Genomic DNA, 16,997 nt, shown 5'->3' on the forward strand with positions numbered 1-16,997 from the left:
AAAAAGAGAGATTAGATGGCAAGGGGAAAAATTAGCGCGGCCGTCGGGAATGCTCGCTCTGCGTATGCGCTCGAGCTTGCAAGAGGGCGCTCATACATCGGCAGTACGCTGACGCCGGCGACACGCAGCAATGCCATTACCGAAGTATTCGCCGAATTCGTCGAACTATATGGAGATCGAGAATTAGCCTTGTTTCAAAAGCTTCTTGCAGAAGATCTGCAACGGCAAGGTCAGCCCGACGCTTCGTTGGCCGTGCTTGAATTCAAGCTCCGTATTCGGTGAGCGAGCGCTTAGTTCGAACGATGAGCGCCGCCTAACTTCAGCGTCAAGGCGCTCACTCTTCTCGACGCATGTGCGTCCGCGCATGCCGGACTCATTCCCGCACTATCCGGCAGATAACAGACGAGCCACCTGGTCCGACTTCGTCTGCACCGCGATATCCTTCGCCGTCAATCCCCGATTATCCTTGAGCGCCCGATTCGCGCCGCGTGCGATCAGCAGCCGGACGGTATCCGCGCGATCGTATCCCGCCGCCCACATCAGCGCAGTGAGGTCGTTCTTATAAGGACGATTCACGTCGACCCCGGCATCGAGCAGTTGACTCACCACTTTCGACTGTCCCTGGCCGGCCGCATACTCCATCGCAGTCTTGCCGATGCGATCCGTGGCAAGAGGATCGGCGCCGTGCGCCAGCAGCAGCGCGACGATTTCATCAAAGCCGCCGTACGCCGCGGCCATCAACGGTGTGACGCCCGGCGCGCTGGCGTGCTGAACGTTCGCGCCATGTTCGATCAGCATGCGCGCCGTTCCCACGTCGCCTTTTTTGCACGCGGTAATTAGCGCAGTGTCGCCGATGCGGTTCATGGCATCCACTGCGGCCCCGCGCTGAAGCGCCGCGAGAGCCGACGGCTCGTCTCCGTCTTTCGCGGCTGCAAGCAGTTGCCTGTTTGTTTCTCCGTCGCCTTGCGCATGCGCGGGCATGCATGCGCCGAATGCGCCCGCAAGCAACACGACAACAGCAGTGGTACGGATGAGAGTTTGTTTCACGGCATCGCCTCCCTGCTACTGGAGATTGTTGATGTATGCGGCGAGATTGCGAATGTCGTCGTCTGTCAGATTGCGGGTCACACTGGCCATGTTGCCGGCGTCGTTGGTCCGCGTATGCGAACGGAAGTCCTGCATTTGCTTGACGATGTACGGATACAGTTGACCCGAGACGCGCGGAATCTCGTTCTGACCAGAAAAGCCGCCCAGGTGGCACATCGTGCATAACACCTCTGCAGCTTTATTCTTTCCGGCTTCGATGCTGGCGCTATCCGCCTTGAATGGAACGGACACCAGCTTTTGCGCGGCGAAGTAGTCGGCCAGATCCTGCATGTCGTCGCGCGAAAGGTTCGCCGCCATCGGCGACATGCGCGGGTCGCTGCGCCGCCCTTCCTTGAAGTCCTTGAGTTGCAGATAGAGATAGCGCGCGCTCTGACCCGCGAGAATCGGATAGTCCGGATTCGTCGAATTGCCCATAGGCCCATGACAGGCCACGCACACCTGCGCTTTTGCCTTGCCCGCCTCGGCGTCGGCGTGCGCGTTCAACGGCAGCCATGCGGCGGCGAACCAGCCGCACAGCCATGCCGTCCATGAGCGGCGCACCACTCCCCGGGTTTCCCGTAGCATCGGCATGCGCATCGTCATGGCAGCGCAAAAACCACCACGGTGTTGCCGCGCTTGAAGTCGAGCTGGGTATTGCCGCCCGCCGCGACCGCGACGTATTGCTTACCGTGCACCATGTACGACACCGCGGGCGCATTGACGCCTGCGCCGCACTGGAACTCCCAGAGCTTCTTGCCGGTGGCGGAATCGAATGCGCGGAACAGGCCGTTGCCTTCGCCGTTGAATACGAGACCGCCCGCCGTCGCCAGCACGCCGCCTATCAGCGGTTGTTCGGTCTTGAAGTCCCACGCCACCTTACCCGTATCGACGTTGACCGCGGAGAGCTTGCCCCATTGCTGTTCGGCCGCGATCGTCTTGAACGCGCCGCCCAGCCAAAGCTTGCTGCCACCCGGATAGGCCGCGTCCTCGACCTGATACGTCATCGGTTGATGCAGATTGGCCGCATACACGAGGCGCGTTTGCGGATCGAACGCCATTGGCGACCACTCGACTCCGCCGTTCGCGCCGGGCAGCATCCGCGCGCCCGCGGCTGTCGGCAACGTCCACATGTTCTCCTGGGGAATCATCGCCTGCGAATAGCGGATCAGCCGCCCGGTGGCGCGATCGTGAACGTACACGTGGCCGGTCTTGCCGCCGTGCACCACGCCCGGAATCATCTTGCCGTTGGTGTCGCGCACGTCGATCAGCATCGGCGGGCTCACGGCGTCGAGATCCCACACGTCATGCGGCACATACTGGTAGTGCCATTTGTACTTGCCGCTGTCCAGATCGATCGCGACGAGTGAATCCGTATAGAGGTTGTCTCCCGGGCGGATTGCGCCATACAGGTCCGGCGAGGGATTGCCCACCACGAAGAACACCGTATGCGTTTGCCGATCGACGGCGGGCGCCATCCACACACCGCCGCCGAGCGTTTTGTAGAAATCGCCCCCCTTCGCGGCGAGCTGTTTTTTCTCCGCGTCGATATCGCGTTTCTCGTCGCGGCCAGTCGCATCTTTCGTGGCCCACACGCCTTCCTGCCCGGTTTCCGGAATCGTATAGAACGTCCACAGCAATTGACCGGAGTTTGCATCGAACGCTTTGAGGAACCCGCGAATGCCATATTCGCCGCCGTTCGTGCCAATCAGCACCTTGCCGTCGACGACCGTCGGCGCCATCGTTTCCGAGTAGCCCTGATCGGGATCGGCAATTTGCGTTTGCCACAGCACGTTGCCGGTTTTCGCGTCGAGCGCGACGAGTTTCGCATCGAGCGTGCCCATGAAGAGCCGGTCGCCGGCTATGGCCACGCCGCGATTGTTGGGCCCGCAACAAAACGTCGTGACCGAGCCCATCTTGTGCTTGTAATGCCAGAACTCCTTGCCCGTGACCGCGTCGACCGCATACACGTGGTTAAACGAGGTGGTAATGAACATCACACCATTCGATACGATCGGCGCCGTTTCCATCGACTCGTTGACGGCTGTCTGGAAGATGAAAGCCGGTCTGAGTTTCGCCACGTTCGTCTTGTTGATTTGTGCGCCGCGGTAGTAGCGCGTCTGCGCGTAGGAACCGTTCGAAAGCAACCAGTCGTTCGACGTGGTGGCCGCCTTGTCGAGTTGATCCTGACTCACGGGCTGCAGCGTCGACGGCACGGGTGAGCTCGTCGTAGTCGAAGTGTTCTGAACTTCGTCGGCGGCAAAAGCAGAAGGTAGGCCGAATGCAATGGCGAGCAGGGAAAGACCAATAGCATCTGGAATGCGAACGAATGGCATGAGCGTCTCCTTGGCTTTTTATTGTTCAAGAATTTCAGCGCTGGAGTGCGGCATTCATCCACGCCAGCAATGGCGTAGAAAAGCAGGATGGCACAACCCTCTCAAACAACAAAAGCGTACGATTTAGAACCGTTGATTGCTTTGTCAGAATGGGTCGGCTGCGCACAGACGGGCGAAGGTCATGCCCTCGCCCCAAAAGGCCGGCTCGCTTAAGCGTAGGCGATACGCTCCAAATTTTCCAGACCCTCGACAGGTATTGAGCAGAGCGGACTTACCCGTATGACGAGTTCGCACGTCCGGCGCTCACGGGACGCGTGGCCGAGTGAAACTCCGGTGCGAATCGCCAGGCGAGCAACAGCAGCGCAAGCAGCGCGGGACACCAGCGCAAATCCGTCGGCACCGGTTCGCGGTGAGCGAATCGCGCATCGAGCAGGGCCTCGCTCAAGGACGCAGTGCTCGACAGGCGGCGATATCCGAAGCCGATCTGTTCGGCCACGGCGGCAAGGTAATGCCCGTGCAATTCGGACAGCTCCTCGTGGCTTTCCGCCCGCGTTTCGGATCCCGGCCGCGTAGGCACCTGGATCACGTCCTCTGCCTGCCAGTAGCCGTCACGCCGACCGTCGGAATCGGTGCGCGGAATGGGCGCGGCCTGATCGCCACCAACGCCGATCAGCCAGCCCTTGATCTGAGCGGGGTTGATGTCCCGCGCCGGCGCATCCGAAGGCAGGATTGGCGGCGCCTCCTGTCCATCGGTGACGAACACGACAGCCGCGCCATGACCGATATCCTGCGCCACGCGAACCGCGGAATAGACGCCGCCCTCGGCAATGCGGCTCCAGTTGGTCCAGCGCATTCGCCAGTCGATCCTGTCGAGCGAGGACAGCAACGCATCGTAGTTGCTGCAGACTTCGACGGGCGGCAGCAACAGCAACGTCCGCTGACCGGTGAACACACTCCACCCAAGCTTCGACCCGCATGGCAATCGCCCCAGCGCGTCGCGCGCCGCAGCCCGCGCGAACGCCAGGCGGCTCACCGGTGCGCCATTCAGTGCGATGTCCTCGACATCCATGCTCTGCGTAATGTCGAAGGTGACGATGTAGCTGAACGTATTGCGCGGCAGTATCACGCGAGGCATGGCGACCGCGGCGATCAGCAACACGAGCGCCACGGGCGTCGTCCAGTGCCGCCGTCCGGAAAGCCCGCGCTTCGGCGCGCCGAATCTCATGGCAGATCCTTGCTCTGCGGATCGCTCACCTTGACGTTGTGCTGCGACTTGACCTCCGGCGATTCCGCCGTGGAGTGCGTTTCAGGCGCGAGCCATAGCGCCCGTTCGAGGTTATAGCGCGCATCCCAATCGTCCGGCGCGGCACGCAGCAAAGTCCGGTAGCGCGCCTTGGCCTCCTCGATCATGGCGGCCGAGCGAATCGTGCCGGACCGGCTGTCGCCCATGCTCTCACGCAGGTACATGTTGCCAAGATCGAACAGTGCCGCGCGCCCTACGTCGCCAGATTGCGCGTCGCGGATCAGGTTTTCGAAGAGCGGACCTGCCCTGTCGTAGGCACCCGCGTTCGACAACGCGATGGCGCGCGCGAGTCGAACCTGGCCGTCCTCGCGTCGACCCTGTTCGTCGCGCGGAGCGCCTGTCGCGGCCGCTTTGCCGGCTGTTTTGGCTGTTTCAGCCGCGACTGCCGCGACGGCCTCATTGACGTGCTGCGCGTGCCGCAGGCGAACCCCGTCATACGCCGCGACACCGGCGCAACACAGCGCGACGGCCGCGAAGATGAGATGAATCGACGCGCGCTTCATGACCAGGCCCGCACCTGAAGCAGCCGCAAAGCCAGCAACAGCGCACAACCGGCCAGCGCGAGCGCGAAACAATACGGGCTGAGATCCTGCCGTGGCAAATGCTCGACAAACGAAGTCCGCGCGTTTTGCTGGCGATTGATCTCGGCCATCGCGTCCTTCATCGCTCGCGCATCGCCGGCCTGAAAAAGCCGGTACGGGGTCTTCAGCGAGAGGAAGAAGCGATGCAACTCGGCTTCGGCCGAAGACTCACTCGCGGGAACCGCAGCGTTCAGATCGGGACTGTAGGTGCCGCTGCGCAAGTAGATAAAGTAAAGCGCGATCTGGTTGCGCATCAGTCCATCCTGAATGAGGCGCCGTACTTCCGCGTCGAGTCTCGCACCACCGTCCGAGACGAGCACGATCGCCCGGCGCCCCGACGATGCCCAGCCATTGAACTCGCCGATGGCCGCCAGCAACCCATGGTCGAGTTGCGTGTCCGGCATGCCGCGACCCACCGCCGTACCTGCAATCGCGGCTTCGATCGCACGGGAGTCGTAGGTAAACGGCATCGCCAGCACCGAGCTCGTGCCGAACATCATGAACGCAAGCCGGTCGTTGGGCCGTTGAGCCAGGAAGTTCGTCAACGAAGCGCGCGCCACCTTGTTTTTCGATTCACCCGCCGGCGACTCCACGCCTTTGCTATTCATCGTTTCGTCCATGCTCGCACTGCGGTCCATCAGGATCAGGATCTGGGCTCCGCTGCCGGTACGCAGCACTTGTCGTTGCGAGCGTCCCGGGCCGGCGAGGCCAACGACAATCGCCGCCATCGCCAGCACGGCACTGCCCCGCACGACGAAGCCGAGCCATTGCCCGACGCGATCCTCCGGAAGCCATGCGACCCAGGAGAAGGCCAGCGTGTCGCCGCGTCGCGGCAACAACGGCAGCGCGGCTAACGGCACGAGAACAAGCAGCCACGGATAGGCGAAATCGAATGCCGTGTTCATCGCTGATGGCGCTGCTCTGCGCGATACAGTGCGCGGCACAGCCCTCGTAGCGGATAACGGGCGAGCGCCGGTGCAGGCGTGAAGAAACGCTCGGTCGATTGCTGATAGAACTGTTCGAGTTGCGTGCGTAGCGGCTGCAAATACGGCGCTCGCGCGAACAGGCTGGGCAAAGAACCCGCGTGAACGACATGGCCCGCTGTTTCATTCAGTGCGCGGTGCAGGCAGAGCCATGCATCGGCAGACGTGTCCGCGTTCGGCGGGTTCAGCCGCCGCATCTGCCGCCACGCGCGCGCAAACGGCAACCGCGCCGACTCGCGCCAGTTGCGCCACCGCCACCAACCCGCCCACGACAGCAGCGTCAGCAGTAGCAGGCCAAGCGCGAAACTCGCCTGCCGCCGCAGCGGCGCGGTCGGTAGCGCAGGAGCCTGCCGGTCAGGCCGCATCAGTTGCAGGTCACCGGCATCGAAGGCATCGACCTGTGTCATCGGGCCGATGCTGAGCGGCCACTCCGCGACCTGCAGCGTCGCGCCGGACGCCGAGGTCAATGTCAACGCCGGCAGAGCAATCCTGGTGAGCGTGGGCGCGACGTTGACGATCTGGTAGTCGATTACCATCCAGCGGCGGCCGTCGGCATCGGTTTCGAACCGGGCGGCCCTCCGTTCCAGCCACTCGTCAGTGCGGCCGACGGAAGGCGGCGCCACCGAACCCGCATCGTGATCGCCGGCGGACAGCAGAATGCGTTGCGTGAGGATATCGCCGAGCAGGTGGCCGAATGCGCGCGGCTGTTGAACCGTTGGCTGAGACACAACGGCCGGCCCTGCGGCGACGCTCATTAACGGCATCGGTGCCAACACCACCACCAACAACCACGCTAGCGAAGAGACAAACCTCTTCGCTACAGATGTCCCGCGCAGCGAACTATATGATCTGCCAGCGCAGCGCCCATCGAGTCTCATGCGATCGTCTCCAGAAAATAGCGCGACATCGCCTCTGGATCAAAAGCACTCTCGATGTAAAACGGCTGCATGCCACGCTTGCCGAACATCGTCGCGAGTTCAGCACGCCGCCGCGCGACAGCCTCGCGCCAACGCGCGCGCACGCTGCCACGCAGCCATAGCGTGCGCTGCCGGGCGGACTCGGCGTCACGGACCGCAAGCAGCGGCGCGCCGTGCGGTGGTGCGATCTCAGCGGCATCCCAGACCACCATCGGCACCACACACGCATGAACCAGCAGGTCGAGTACGGCGGGCAATTCCGCGAGCGGCCAGTGAAAATCCGAAACAAGGAAGATCAGCGCGCGCCGCCCGGCCAGCGTCGAAGCGGCGCGCTGCAGCCCGGCAATGCCGCCGCTTCCGGCTGTGTCGCTCGTGCTGTCACGCAACATCGTCGCGAGCAGGTTGCCGACGCCCCGGCCGTATCGCGCCGGCATGAATAGATCGTCACGCGCGGCGTTATCGAAGGCGAGCATGCCCAGCTGATCGCCGACGCGAAACGCGCTGTATCCCAACGCCTCGACAAAGTCGGCGGCAACCTGCAATTTCGTCTGGCGCGTGCCGAAGTGCATGGAAGCGGAAACATCGACGATCACCTGCACCGGCACCGCAGCGCGCTGCAGGTGAACCCGCACCAGCCATTCGGAGCGTGCGGCGCGCACGCTGGCGCGCAGATCCAGGCGGCGCGGATCCGGGTAGTCGAAAAGGCGGCCGTGCATTGCGAATTCCTGGCCGGCGCCGAAGCTCGATCCCGGATGCGAGCCGGGACGAGAACCGCCTGCGCGCATCGGCAAACGGTAGTGAAATTCGGGGGTCGCGTTCATGGCTCAGGGTACGGCCAGCCTGTTCATGATTTGCGCCGTGAGCGCTTCGGCGAGCTCCTGGCGGCGCAGTTCGTAGATCGGCGTGAAGAACACGCGATGCCCGAGCGCCGGCATCAGCACCGCATGAATATCCTCCGGCACCAGATGCGTACGGCCGGCCAGCCACGCCACCACGCGCGCGGCGCGCAGCAGCGCGCTCATGCCGCGAGGGCTCGCGCCCGCCAGAATGAGGCGATCCATGTCGACACCGTCGAGCGCAATGCCGAAACGCTGTGGCGTTTCCGTTGCCTGCCAGATATCCAGAACGTAGCGCTCGATCGTCTCGCTCGACTGCACACTCTCCTGAATGACCGCGCCGACCTGGTTCAACTGTTCCCATGGAACGATCGCGGGCGGCAGTCGCGCAAGCAGCATGTCGACGTCATGGAACGTCGGATCGAATACCAGCGCCCGCCGCACGTCGGGCTCGGTCGGCGTGGGCATGCCCAACTCGAACAGGAAGCGATCTCGCGCGGCCGATGCAAGCTCGAAGGTCTCTTCCTTCTCGACCTTGTTGCGGTCGGCGAAGACCGTCATATGCGGAAAGCGGAATTCGCGATCGAACGCCCACACCGAACGCTCCGCCATCGCGCGCAACAGAAGCGACTGAACCTGCGGGCGCGCGCGATTGATCTCGTTGAAAAAGAACGTGCTCAGCCCCTCGCCGTGTCGAAGCAGCGGACCGGGGTCGATGCGCGGCCTGCCCTCGGCGTCGACGTACGTGTGATAGACGAGATCGCCCGGCATCAGATCGATGGTGCCTTCCACGCGCTCGAACTCCCCGCCCACCACCCGCGCAAACGCGCGCAATACGGTTGTCTTGCCGACACCGACTCCGCCTTCGAGGAGCACATGACCGCGGGCAAACAGGGCGACGGTGATGAGACGGATGATCTGCGGCTGGCCGATCACGACGCGCGAGACTTCATCTTCGATCTGCAGCGCATGCACGCGCCAGTCCTGAAGCAATTCGCCAGCACCCATCGATGCAATCCCCTATAGCAGACAATTCAGGCGCGGGCTCGTCATGAACCCACCAAATGAATGTGCTTCTCATGGCTATGCGCGGACGTCGCCGCATACTCTGTGCCAGTACGCTGCCGGGCGCAGCAGGCGCGCCCGCGCGAGGAACGATGTCAACGTGTCACGTATTCGAGTACACAGTGTGCCGCCGCTGAAGAATCCCGGACCCTCTCACGGTGAAATGCTGCTCGCTGCCGAACCCGCCGCCGCACTGCCGGCAAGCAGTCCGGCCAGCGCCGCTGCGCCGCGGCGCCAGGATACGTCGGTATTGCCGCGGATATCGACCGAACGCTGGAAGACGGTTGCGCCGCTCGCGACATCTTCGACATGCAGGTTGATATTCAGAATCAGGTTGCTGACTTTCTGGACCCAGCACCGGCCGACCTGTTCGACGCCGAGTTTGCGTCCCACCTGCCGCGCACAGTCAGCGCACGCGTTCATATCTTGCGACGCGCCGAGTTCGGCGATCAGACCGGTGGCGGGCGCATTGTCGGCGACACGATAGCGCTGGGTGCCGCGCAACTGCTCGCGCAGCGCCTCGCTGACCATCTCGATACGCGCTTGCTGGATGCGGTTGGTCGCGGCATCGTTATAGGCCGCGTTATCGTCGATCAGCACGCAATCCATGACCGCGATCGAGGTCGGCGCACCGAACGCCTGCGGGCACGCGAGCGCCACGCAGATCACGCCGAGGGTCCGCACGTATCGCACGTACTGCACGTATCGCACAAACGCCCCACGTCCTGTCATGCTCATCTCACCACTCCTGATTTCGCGGGCAACGTGGTGTATGGCGCATACTCGCGCTCCAGATAAACGGCGGCCTGCTCCAGCAGGAACTGCCGGAACACCGTGCAGGTCGGCGACAGTTGTTTGGCCCGCAAATGCACGACTTGCCACGTCCGTTCGATCGGCGTGCCGTTCACGTCGAGCAACGCAATTTCCTTGGTACGCAGTTCCAGCAGCAGCGTATGCAGGGAAATCAGACTCACCCCCATGCCGGCCATGACCGCCTGTTTGATCGTTTCGTTGCTGCCGAGCGTGACGACCTTCGCGGGCGTGAAGAGATGCTGCCTGAACATTTCCTCGGCCGCCATGCGCGTACCCGAACCGGGCTCGCGCAGCAGGAACGTATCGCCGCGCAGTTCCTGCAGATCAAAGCGCCGCGCGCCGCATAACGGATGGTCGAGCGGCGCGATCACCACTTGCGGATGCCACGCGAGCGGCTCGGTCGTGGTGTCGAGTTCCGGCGGCGGCCGACCCATGATGGCGAGGTCGATCGCATTGTCCTGCAAGAGGCGTAGCAGCGCGTCGCGATTGCCGACGGAAAAGTGCACATCGACCTTGGGATACAGGTGCGAATACATGGCGAGCAGCTTCGGCGCGAAGTATGTCGCGGAACTGACTATACCCACCGCGATCGAGCCGCTATCGGCCTGCTTCAGCGAGGTCATCGCGTCTTCGGCATCCTTGATCTCGCCGAGAATGCGGCTCGCGTGGTGGCTGAGCATTTCACCCGCTTCGGTCAACGTGAGCTTGCGCGCAATGCGTTCGAACAGCCGCAGACCCACCGCCTCTTCGAGCTGATGAATCTGCATCGACACCGCCGGCTGAGTCAGATGCAGTTCCTCCGCGGCCCGTGCGAAGCTCGTGTACCGGCTCGCCACCACAAAGATCTGCAACTGACGCAAGGTCAGCGAGCGGATGAAATTCACCTTGGCGCGGCCTCGCTAACGGCTCGCACGAGGCGCGTCGGAAGGCTTCACCGGCGCATGCGGCGCGTGCGGCGGCGACGGCAGTTTTTGCAACGCCGCCTGGAAGCTGAGCGTCTCGGTCTGCACCGGATGTGCAAAATCGTTGTTCGCGCCGGGCACGTCGGTGCGGATCAGCGCGACCCGGCCGGGCAGCGAATCCGCGATCAGGAACGTATAGCGCTTGCCGGTGTATTGCGCGAAGCGTTCAGCATTGGGGTCTCCCAGATACGGCTGCACGACGATCTGCCGAGCCTTGACCGTCTTGCCGCCGATCTGACTGGTCACCGTCTCGATCTTCGGCCCAGCGGCGAGCGCGAGCCGCAGACGCTGCTGGAAGTAGCGCCGTTGCCCGCCGGTCAGGTTCTGCATCTCCGTGATATCGCGTTCGAGGAAATAGATGATCACCGGATTGCACTGCAACCCGGCATTCGGCAAGGGCACCGCTCCGCTGTGATCGGACACCTGGGCATCGCCTTTGGCATTGTCCGCGCTGAGCACCAGCACCTTGACGACGTCCGTGCTGTGCGCCGGTTGATTCGAGCTGAGGAACGTGTAGTCGAGCTCGGTTTGCTGCTGTACGCCCTGCAAATGATCCGTCGTGAAGATGAGCCGCTCGGCGGCCGAGATTTCATCGGCGTTCGCGGCAAACGCCGCGGCATGCATCCCACACGCCACGCACGCGACACCCACAGTAAGTACATGCCGCCACGCGCGGCGCAACCGCATTCGCGCACCCTTCATGGCGACCCGTCCGCGGGCTTGCCGGCCGGCGTATCGACGGGCTTCAGAAGCGGTACTTCATAGCTCGTGAGGATGCTGTCGATCTTGTCGTGGTTCGCGCCGATCCATTGATCGACCTTGTCCTTCCACGCTTTCTCGCCGTAGCGCACGCCCATCGAGATCGTATAGTCGAAGCGGATCCCCGGCGTGGCGGGGAATGGCACGAGCTTGACCGTATCGCCGGAACGCTTGGCGAAGTAACCCGCAATCGGCCCCCACAGGAACACCACATCGACATTGCCCGCCTGCAGATCCTTTTCGATCATCTGGCCGGGATATTCTTGCGGATCGCCGCTTTGCACCTGATACGAAACCGCCTGATCGATCAGGTCATGACTGAGCAGCCAGTCGACCGCGGGCGTCTGCGAAAAAATGCCGAAGCGCAGTTTGTGCAACTGGTCCGGCGGCAACTTGAGCAGATCGTCCGGCGTGTTGATGCCGGCGAGTTCAGGCCGCTTGGTAAACACCATCGCATACGTGGAACGCAGGTAGGGCTGCGTCGTGGAGGTCATGTCGTAGCCTTTCGGCACGCCGATGATCAGGTCGCACTTGTAGCGCTCGGTTTCGGGCACCTTCTCGCGCAACGTGTGACGCACGAAGCCCATGCGCTGCGGAAAATAGGTGTACTCGAGCTTGTAGCCGAAATCGCTCGCCATCTGGCTTGCAATCCGATTCTCGTAACCTTCGCCTTTGTTGTTGGACAAAGGCATGTTGTTCGGGTCCGCACAGACCCGCAGCACGCCGTCGGCGCCATCGTTATTCGGCATTGCCTCGCCTTCGGCACGCACCGCGCCGCCTGCAATCACCGCGTAGCACAGCGCGGCGGCGACGAGCGCGACGTGCGTGGGCATTCGTTTGCCATGACGCATCGATAACCTCCTGAAGTAGAGACGCGGGCGCTATTTCGCGTCGATGGCCTGCAGATCGCCGGGCTTGATCTGGCCGTCGGAGCGCCCTTTCAGATAGGCGTAAAGGTTCTCCCAGTTCTTCTGCATCATCTGGCTCGAACTGAAGTCGGGCATGCCCTTGTCGACCCGGCCGCCGAATACGGTGCGGTGAAACTCCGTTTTGTCCAGCGTCTTGAACGCTTCGACCAGCGACGGTCCGACCATGCCCTGCTGCTGCGCGCCGTGACAGCGTTCGCAAGCCAGCGCGCGCCAGGTCTTCCATCCTTGCAGCGTATTGCTGTCGACCTTGCTGCCATCGACCACCTTGTACGCCACCTGGGCAATCGCGGGATTGGTCTGGGCGAACGCAGCGGGCAGTACGATGAAAAAGGCGGGCAGAGCCGCCCGCAACAAGATTGATCGGCCTTTCATATGCACATGTCTCCTTCAAAGTGGGGCCGCGCCTCGCGCGTTTCATCGACGCTTAGACGAAATGGCGCGGGCCGGATAACTCGTAGACGACTCGTGTGATCGAAGGCGCTGCCGGCTGCCCGAACCTTCACAGGGCAAACCGGCCGCGCGTTTCAACCTGACCCGGCCGTTCAGCTGTTGCCGCCGGGAATGGCGAACACAAACAGCGTGCCGCCGAGTGCCGTGTACTTCGCAAGCTCGCGATAACCGCCCACCGCGCCGAGGCCTTCATTCGACTTCTCGAGGCCCGCCGCCATGCCGATACCGGCCCAGCCGCCAATACCCGAATAGACGCCGATGAACTGCTTGCCCTGATACTCGTAGGTAAACACGTTGCCGATGATTCCCGACGGTGTCTTGAAGCGCCACAGTTCCTTGCCGTCCTTGATGCGCACGGCCTTGATGTAGCCTTCCAGCGTGCCGTAGAAGGCCACGCCGCCCGCGGTCGCGAGCACGCCCGACCATACCGAGAACCGCTCCGGCTTGGACCAGACGATCTTGCCCTTCGAAGCATCCCAAGCAATGAAGTTACCCATCGAGTTGTTGTCGTTCGGGCCCGGATACATCGACAGCGTGGCGCCCACATACGGCTGGCCCGACACGTAGTCGACATCGAACGGCTCGTAGTCCATGCAGACGTGGTTGGTCGGAACGAGGAACAAGCTCGAGCCCGGGTCGAACGCTGCCGGCTGCTGGTCCTTCGAGCCGAGCGCCGCCGGACAGATGCCCTTCACGTTGTGATCCGAGCCGGCTGCCTGCGTCGAATAGGCCGCGTTGCGAATCGGCTTGCCGCTCTTCATATCGACGTGATCAGCCCAGTTCACCGCCGGATCGAACTTCTGCGCAACCAGCAGTTGTCCGGTTTCGCGATTCAACGTGTAGCCGAAACCGTTACGATCGAAGTGAACGATAGCCGGAACCTTCTTGCCGTCGATCGACAGGTCGGACAGGATCATTTCATTCACGCCGTCATAGTCCCACTCGTCGTGCGGCGTCATCTGGTAGACCCACTTGGCCTGACCGGTGTTCAGATCACGCGCGAAGATCGACATCGACCATTTGTTGTCGCCCGGACGTTGCGTCGGGTTCCATGTACCCGGATTGCCGGTGCCGTAGTAGACAAGGTTGAGTTTCGGATCCCACGCGTACCAGCCCCAGGTGGTGCCGCCGCCCAGTTTCCACTGATCACCCTTCCACGACTTCAGCGACGAGTCCGCGCCCACCGGCACCATCTTGCCGTCGGCATAGGTCGTCGTCTTGTCGGGGTCGATCAGCATGTCCTTGTCCGGACCCGTACTGTAGGCCGTCCAGGCCGGCTTGCCGGTCTTGATGTCATACGCAATGAGACGCCCGCGCACGCCGAACTCGCCGCCGGAGATGCCGGTCAGCACCTTGTCGCCGAACACGTGCGGCGCGTTGGTGTTGGTTTCACCTGCCTTGGGATTGCCGTTTTGCGCGGTCCAGACCACATCGCCGGTTTTCGCGTTCAACGCGACGAGTTTGGTGTCCGCCTGCTGCAGGAAGATCTTGCCGTCGCCATAGGCGAGCCCGCGGTTGACGGTATCGCAGCACATCACGGAGACCACCGACTCGTCCTGCTTCGGCAAGTACTGCCAGATGAACGTTTGATCCTTCAGGTTGATGGCAATGACCTTGTTAGGGAACGGCGAGTGGATATACATGGTGTCGCCGATCACGAGCGGCGAGCCTTCGTGGCCGCGCAGCACGCCGGTCGACATGGTCCAGGCGACCTGTAGTTTCCCGACGTTGTTTTCGTTGATCTGCTTGAGTGGGCTATAGCGACGGTTGGCATAATCACCCGCCTGCGCCGCCCAGTTGGACGGATTCTTCATGAGCCCGTCGAGCTGCGAGTCGGCCTGTGCAACGAAAGAACTCAAGGCTGCCGACGCGAGGATCGCGAGCCCAAGAACCGTGGTGCGTAAGTTCATGTCTCCTCCAGAATGGTCTTGCTGTTCAACTCACGAATGACCCACGCTACCTCGTCGCATCGGGCGCGCCTCCTCGAATGCGGGTAACGATCAGCGCCGCTTCCCGATCGTTGCCGGGCTTTATGGCGCATGACGGCCAACGCATATTCCATGCCGGAATCGAACCACCGTGCGCATCCTTCGCCGCCAGAAGCTCGTCCGGGTGCGCCGCGCGGCGAAGCGTGCCGCGCATCGGCAGCGTGGCCGCAACGGCTGCGCCGCCCCGGGTGGGACATACTGTGTCACGCGCCGGTACGAAGCGTGTCCGTCGCGAAGCAGGCAGCAACAAAACGCGCGCACCCAGGGCGCGACCCGTTCACTGGCTCGTCATTTGCAGCGCATCATGTGGTTAAGGGTGGTTCCAACACGTGTGGAGCAACGGTCATGGCAAACGCAGAACAGGTCTACTCCGACGAGGAGATCCAGCAACGCCTCGTCGGCCCGCTACAGCACTGGTATCTGGAAGACGGGTGGCTGCGGCGCAAATACCGCACCGAAGGCTGGAAGGGGACTTTGATGGTCGTGAACGCGGTGGGCCATCTCGCGGAAGCAGCCTGGCATCACCCTGATCTCACGGTCTCCTACGCATTCGTCACCGTGAAGCTCAAGACGCATTCCGCAAAAGGCATCACGGACAAGGACTTCGCGCTCGCCAGCAAGATCGAGTCGTTCATTCAGTGGCAGCCGGGCACTGAAGGCGGCCCCCTCGAAGGCACACCGACGGACGATCAACGCTTCCGCTATATCAAGTACGACAAGCCGAAAACCACCCCGAGCGATTGAAGCGCGCCGCCGCGTGCTGCGGGCCTGGTACGGCTTTCGCTTGAAGTCCCCCGCCGGGCCGCCGCGCCGCGGCACGCGCGGTCGCCGCGGCGGCCTCTTCGGGTATGCCCGCTCATGCACGGCAACTCATGCACGGCAAGTCATGCGCGGCCACTCAAGCACGAACAAGGACACTCGCGATGCAGCTTCACGTTCGCCGCCTTCCGCCTCAAGCCACCGTGTCGGTCGACGCGCCCGCGCGGCTGCATCTGGGGTTTCTCGATCCGAACGCCTCGCTCGGACGCGCGTTCGGCAGTCTCGGGCTGGTCATCGACGGCGCGGGCACCCGCGTCGAAGCGCGGCTCGCCGAGCGCGACCGGATCGACGGTGTGGTGACCGATGCGGAACGCGAGCGCATTGCGATCTGTCTGGAACGGCTGCACGCGGCCTACGACCCGACGCCCGTCGCGATCGAGATGGTCCGCACGCCGCGCGCGCACAGCGGCATGGGATCGGGCACGCAACTCTCGCTCGCCGTGGGCAGCGCCTTCGTTCGTCTGCTCGGCCACGTGGCGACCACAGCCGAGCTTGCCAGTCTGCTCGGACGCGGCGCCCGTTCGGGCATCGGCGTACTTGGTTTCGACTCCGGCGGCCTGCTGGTGGACGGCGGACCGTCCGGCGATCTGCATGCGGGCGTGCCGCCTCTGCTCGCGCGCCAGCCGTTTCCCGATAGCTGGCGTGTGCTGCTTGTCAGCGACAACGCCCGCGAGGGCCTGCACGGTGCTGAAGAGCGCCGCGGCCTCGCCGCGCTCGCGCCGTTTCCCCAACAACTCGCCGCGCATTTGTGCCACCTCGTGCTGATGAAGATTCTGCCGGGCGCCGCGGAGCGCAACATCGTGCCCTTCGCGCAGGGTCTGACGCAGATGCAGCAAACCATCGGCGAATACTTCGCGCCCGTGCAAGGCGGCGTGTTCGCGAGCCCCGATGTCGAGCGCGCGCTGCGCGCCGTGGCCGCCGAGCGAACCGCGGGCATCGGCCAGACCTCGTGGGGACCGACGGGCTTTGCGATCGTCGCCAACGCGCGCGAGGCCGAAGCTGCGCTCGCCACGGCACGCGAGGCCACGCGCGGACTGCCGCACATCGAATGCACGATCGTCACCGGACGCAATCGCGGCGCGACGGTGCGCTCCGCCGAAGCACGGCAGCAGCAGCACATCGACGCCGCATGATGCGCCTCGGTCCCGCGCTCCGGCCCGCCGATCCGCCAGC

The 16,997-nt window shown here is 63.3% G+C and carries 18 protein-coding genes; 3 read left to right on the top strand and 15 right to left on the bottom strand.

Features of this window, described 5'->3' with window-relative positions:
- Positions 1-15 precede the first annotated feature (15 nt).
- The gene (locus BLW71_RS25865; RefSeq protein ID WP_091803471.1) at positions 16-282 is read left to right on the top strand and encodes a hypothetical protein; all 267 of its coding nucleotides are present in this window, start codon (positions 16-18) and stop codon (positions 280-282) included.
- 102 nt (positions 283-384) lie between these two features.
- Here BLW71_RS25865 and BLW71_RS25870 read toward each other — a convergent pair whose 3' ends face one another.
- The 15 genes from BLW71_RS25870 to BLW71_RS25940 all read right to left on the bottom strand — a co-directional run bounded on the left by BLW71_RS25870 (position 385) and on the right by BLW71_RS25940 (position 14,927).
- Entirely contained in the window at positions 385-1,047 is a 663-nt protein-coding gene (locus BLW71_RS25870) for an ankyrin repeat domain-containing protein (RefSeq protein WP_091803474.1), read from the bottom strand.
- A 15-nt stretch (positions 1,048-1,062) separates the two neighbouring features.
- Positions 1,063-1,683 (bottom strand): c-type cytochrome, encoded by a 621-nt coding sequence (locus BLW71_RS25875; RefSeq protein ID WP_091808878.1) that lies wholly within the window; start codon positions 1,681-1,683, stop codon positions 1,063-1,065.
- A gap of 2 nt (positions 1,684-1,685) precedes the next feature.
- Positions 1,686-3,419, bottom strand: coding sequence for a pyrroloquinoline quinone-dependent dehydrogenase (locus BLW71_RS25880; RefSeq protein WP_091803476.1), 1,734 nt, complete (start codon positions 3,417-3,419; stop codon positions 1,686-1,688).
- Between the two features lie 271 nt (positions 3,420-3,690).
- On the bottom strand, positions 3,691-4,644 hold the full coding sequence (locus BLW71_RS25885) for a vWA domain-containing protein (RefSeq protein WP_091803479.1): 954 nt from the start codon (positions 4,642-4,644) through the stop codon (positions 3,691-3,693).
- A complete protein-coding gene (locus tag BLW71_RS25890) occupies positions 4,641-5,225 on the bottom strand; it encodes an MxaK protein (RefSeq protein WP_091803481.1) in 585 nt (194 codons plus the stop codon). Before BLW71_RS25890 ends, BLW71_RS25885 begins: the two co-directional genes overlap by 4 nt.
- Entirely contained in the window at positions 5,222-6,208 is a 987-nt protein-coding gene (locus BLW71_RS25895) for a vWA domain-containing protein (protein WP_091803484.1), read from the bottom strand. Before BLW71_RS25895 ends, BLW71_RS25890 begins: the two co-directional genes overlap by 4 nt.
- The gene (locus BLW71_RS25900; protein ID WP_286162103.1) at positions 6,205-7,041 is read right to left on the bottom strand and encodes a calcium incorporation protein MxaA; all 837 of its coding nucleotides are present in this window, start codon (positions 7,039-7,041) and stop codon (positions 6,205-6,207) included. Before BLW71_RS25900 ends, BLW71_RS25895 begins: the two co-directional genes overlap by 4 nt.
- Before the next feature lie 119 nt (positions 7,042-7,160).
- Positions 7,161-8,024 (bottom strand): DUF58 domain-containing protein, encoded by an 864-nt coding sequence (locus tag BLW71_RS25905; protein WP_091803490.1) that lies wholly within the window; start codon positions 8,022-8,024, stop codon positions 7,161-7,163.
- Positions 8,025-8,027: 3 nt separating this feature from the next.
- On the bottom strand, positions 8,028-9,047 hold the full coding sequence (locus tag BLW71_RS25910; RefSeq protein ID WP_091803493.1) for an AAA family ATPase: 1,020 nt from the start codon (positions 9,045-9,047) through the stop codon (positions 8,028-8,030).
- A gap of 210 nt (positions 9,048-9,257) precedes the next feature.
- Complete coding sequence (locus BLW71_RS25915) at positions 9,258-9,842, bottom strand: DUF3280 domain-containing protein (protein ID WP_286162104.1); 585 nt, start codon at positions 9,840-9,842, stop codon at positions 9,258-9,260.
- Positions 9,839-10,801, bottom strand: a complete 963-nt coding sequence (locus BLW71_RS25920; protein WP_091803496.1) for a LysR family transcriptional regulator — start codon at positions 10,799-10,801, stop codon at positions 9,839-9,841. The genes BLW71_RS25915 and BLW71_RS25920 overlap by 4 nt, the downstream gene beginning before the upstream one ends.
- A 15-nt stretch (positions 10,802-10,816) precedes the next feature.
- Entirely contained in the window at positions 10,817-11,566 is a 750-nt protein-coding gene (locus BLW71_RS25925; RefSeq protein WP_408482406.1) for a hypothetical protein, read from the bottom strand.
- A gap of 11 nt (positions 11,567-11,577) precedes the next feature.
- Positions 11,578-12,489, bottom strand: a complete 912-nt coding sequence (locus BLW71_RS25930; protein ID WP_091803502.1) for a substrate-binding domain-containing protein — start codon at positions 12,487-12,489, stop codon at positions 11,578-11,580.
- Between the two features lie 30 nt (positions 12,490-12,519).
- A complete protein-coding gene (locus BLW71_RS25935) occupies positions 12,520-12,939 on the bottom strand; it encodes a c-type cytochrome (protein WP_091803505.1) in 420 nt (139 codons plus the stop codon).
- 170 nt (positions 12,940-13,109) lie between these two features.
- Positions 13,110-14,927 (bottom strand): methanol/ethanol family PQQ-dependent dehydrogenase, encoded by a 1,818-nt coding sequence (locus BLW71_RS25940; protein ID WP_091803508.1) that lies wholly within the window; start codon positions 14,925-14,927, stop codon positions 13,110-13,112.
- A 423-nt stretch (positions 14,928-15,350) separates the two neighbouring features.
- Here BLW71_RS25940 and BLW71_RS25950 point away from each other — a divergent pair, with 423 nt between their 5' ends.
- Together BLW71_RS25950 and BLW71_RS25955 are read left to right on the top strand one after the other, a co-directional pair.
- Positions 15,351-15,749, top strand: coding sequence for a 4a-hydroxytetrahydrobiopterin dehydratase (locus tag BLW71_RS25950; RefSeq protein WP_091803514.1), 399 nt, complete (start codon positions 15,351-15,353; stop codon positions 15,747-15,749).
- 179 nt (positions 15,750-15,928) lie between these two features.
- Positions 15,929-16,957: a beta-ribofuranosylaminobenzene 5'-phosphate synthase family protein gene (locus BLW71_RS25955; RefSeq protein ID WP_091803517.1), complete on the top strand. Its 1,029-nt coding sequence runs from the start codon at positions 15,929-15,931 to the stop codon at positions 16,955-16,957.
- The last annotated feature ends 40 nt before the right edge of the window (positions 16,958-16,997 follow it).

The sequence above is a fragment of the Burkholderia sp. WP9 genome, assembly GCF_900104795.1.
Classification (GTDB): Bacteria; Pseudomonadota; Gammaproteobacteria; order Burkholderiales; family Burkholderiaceae; genus Paraburkholderia.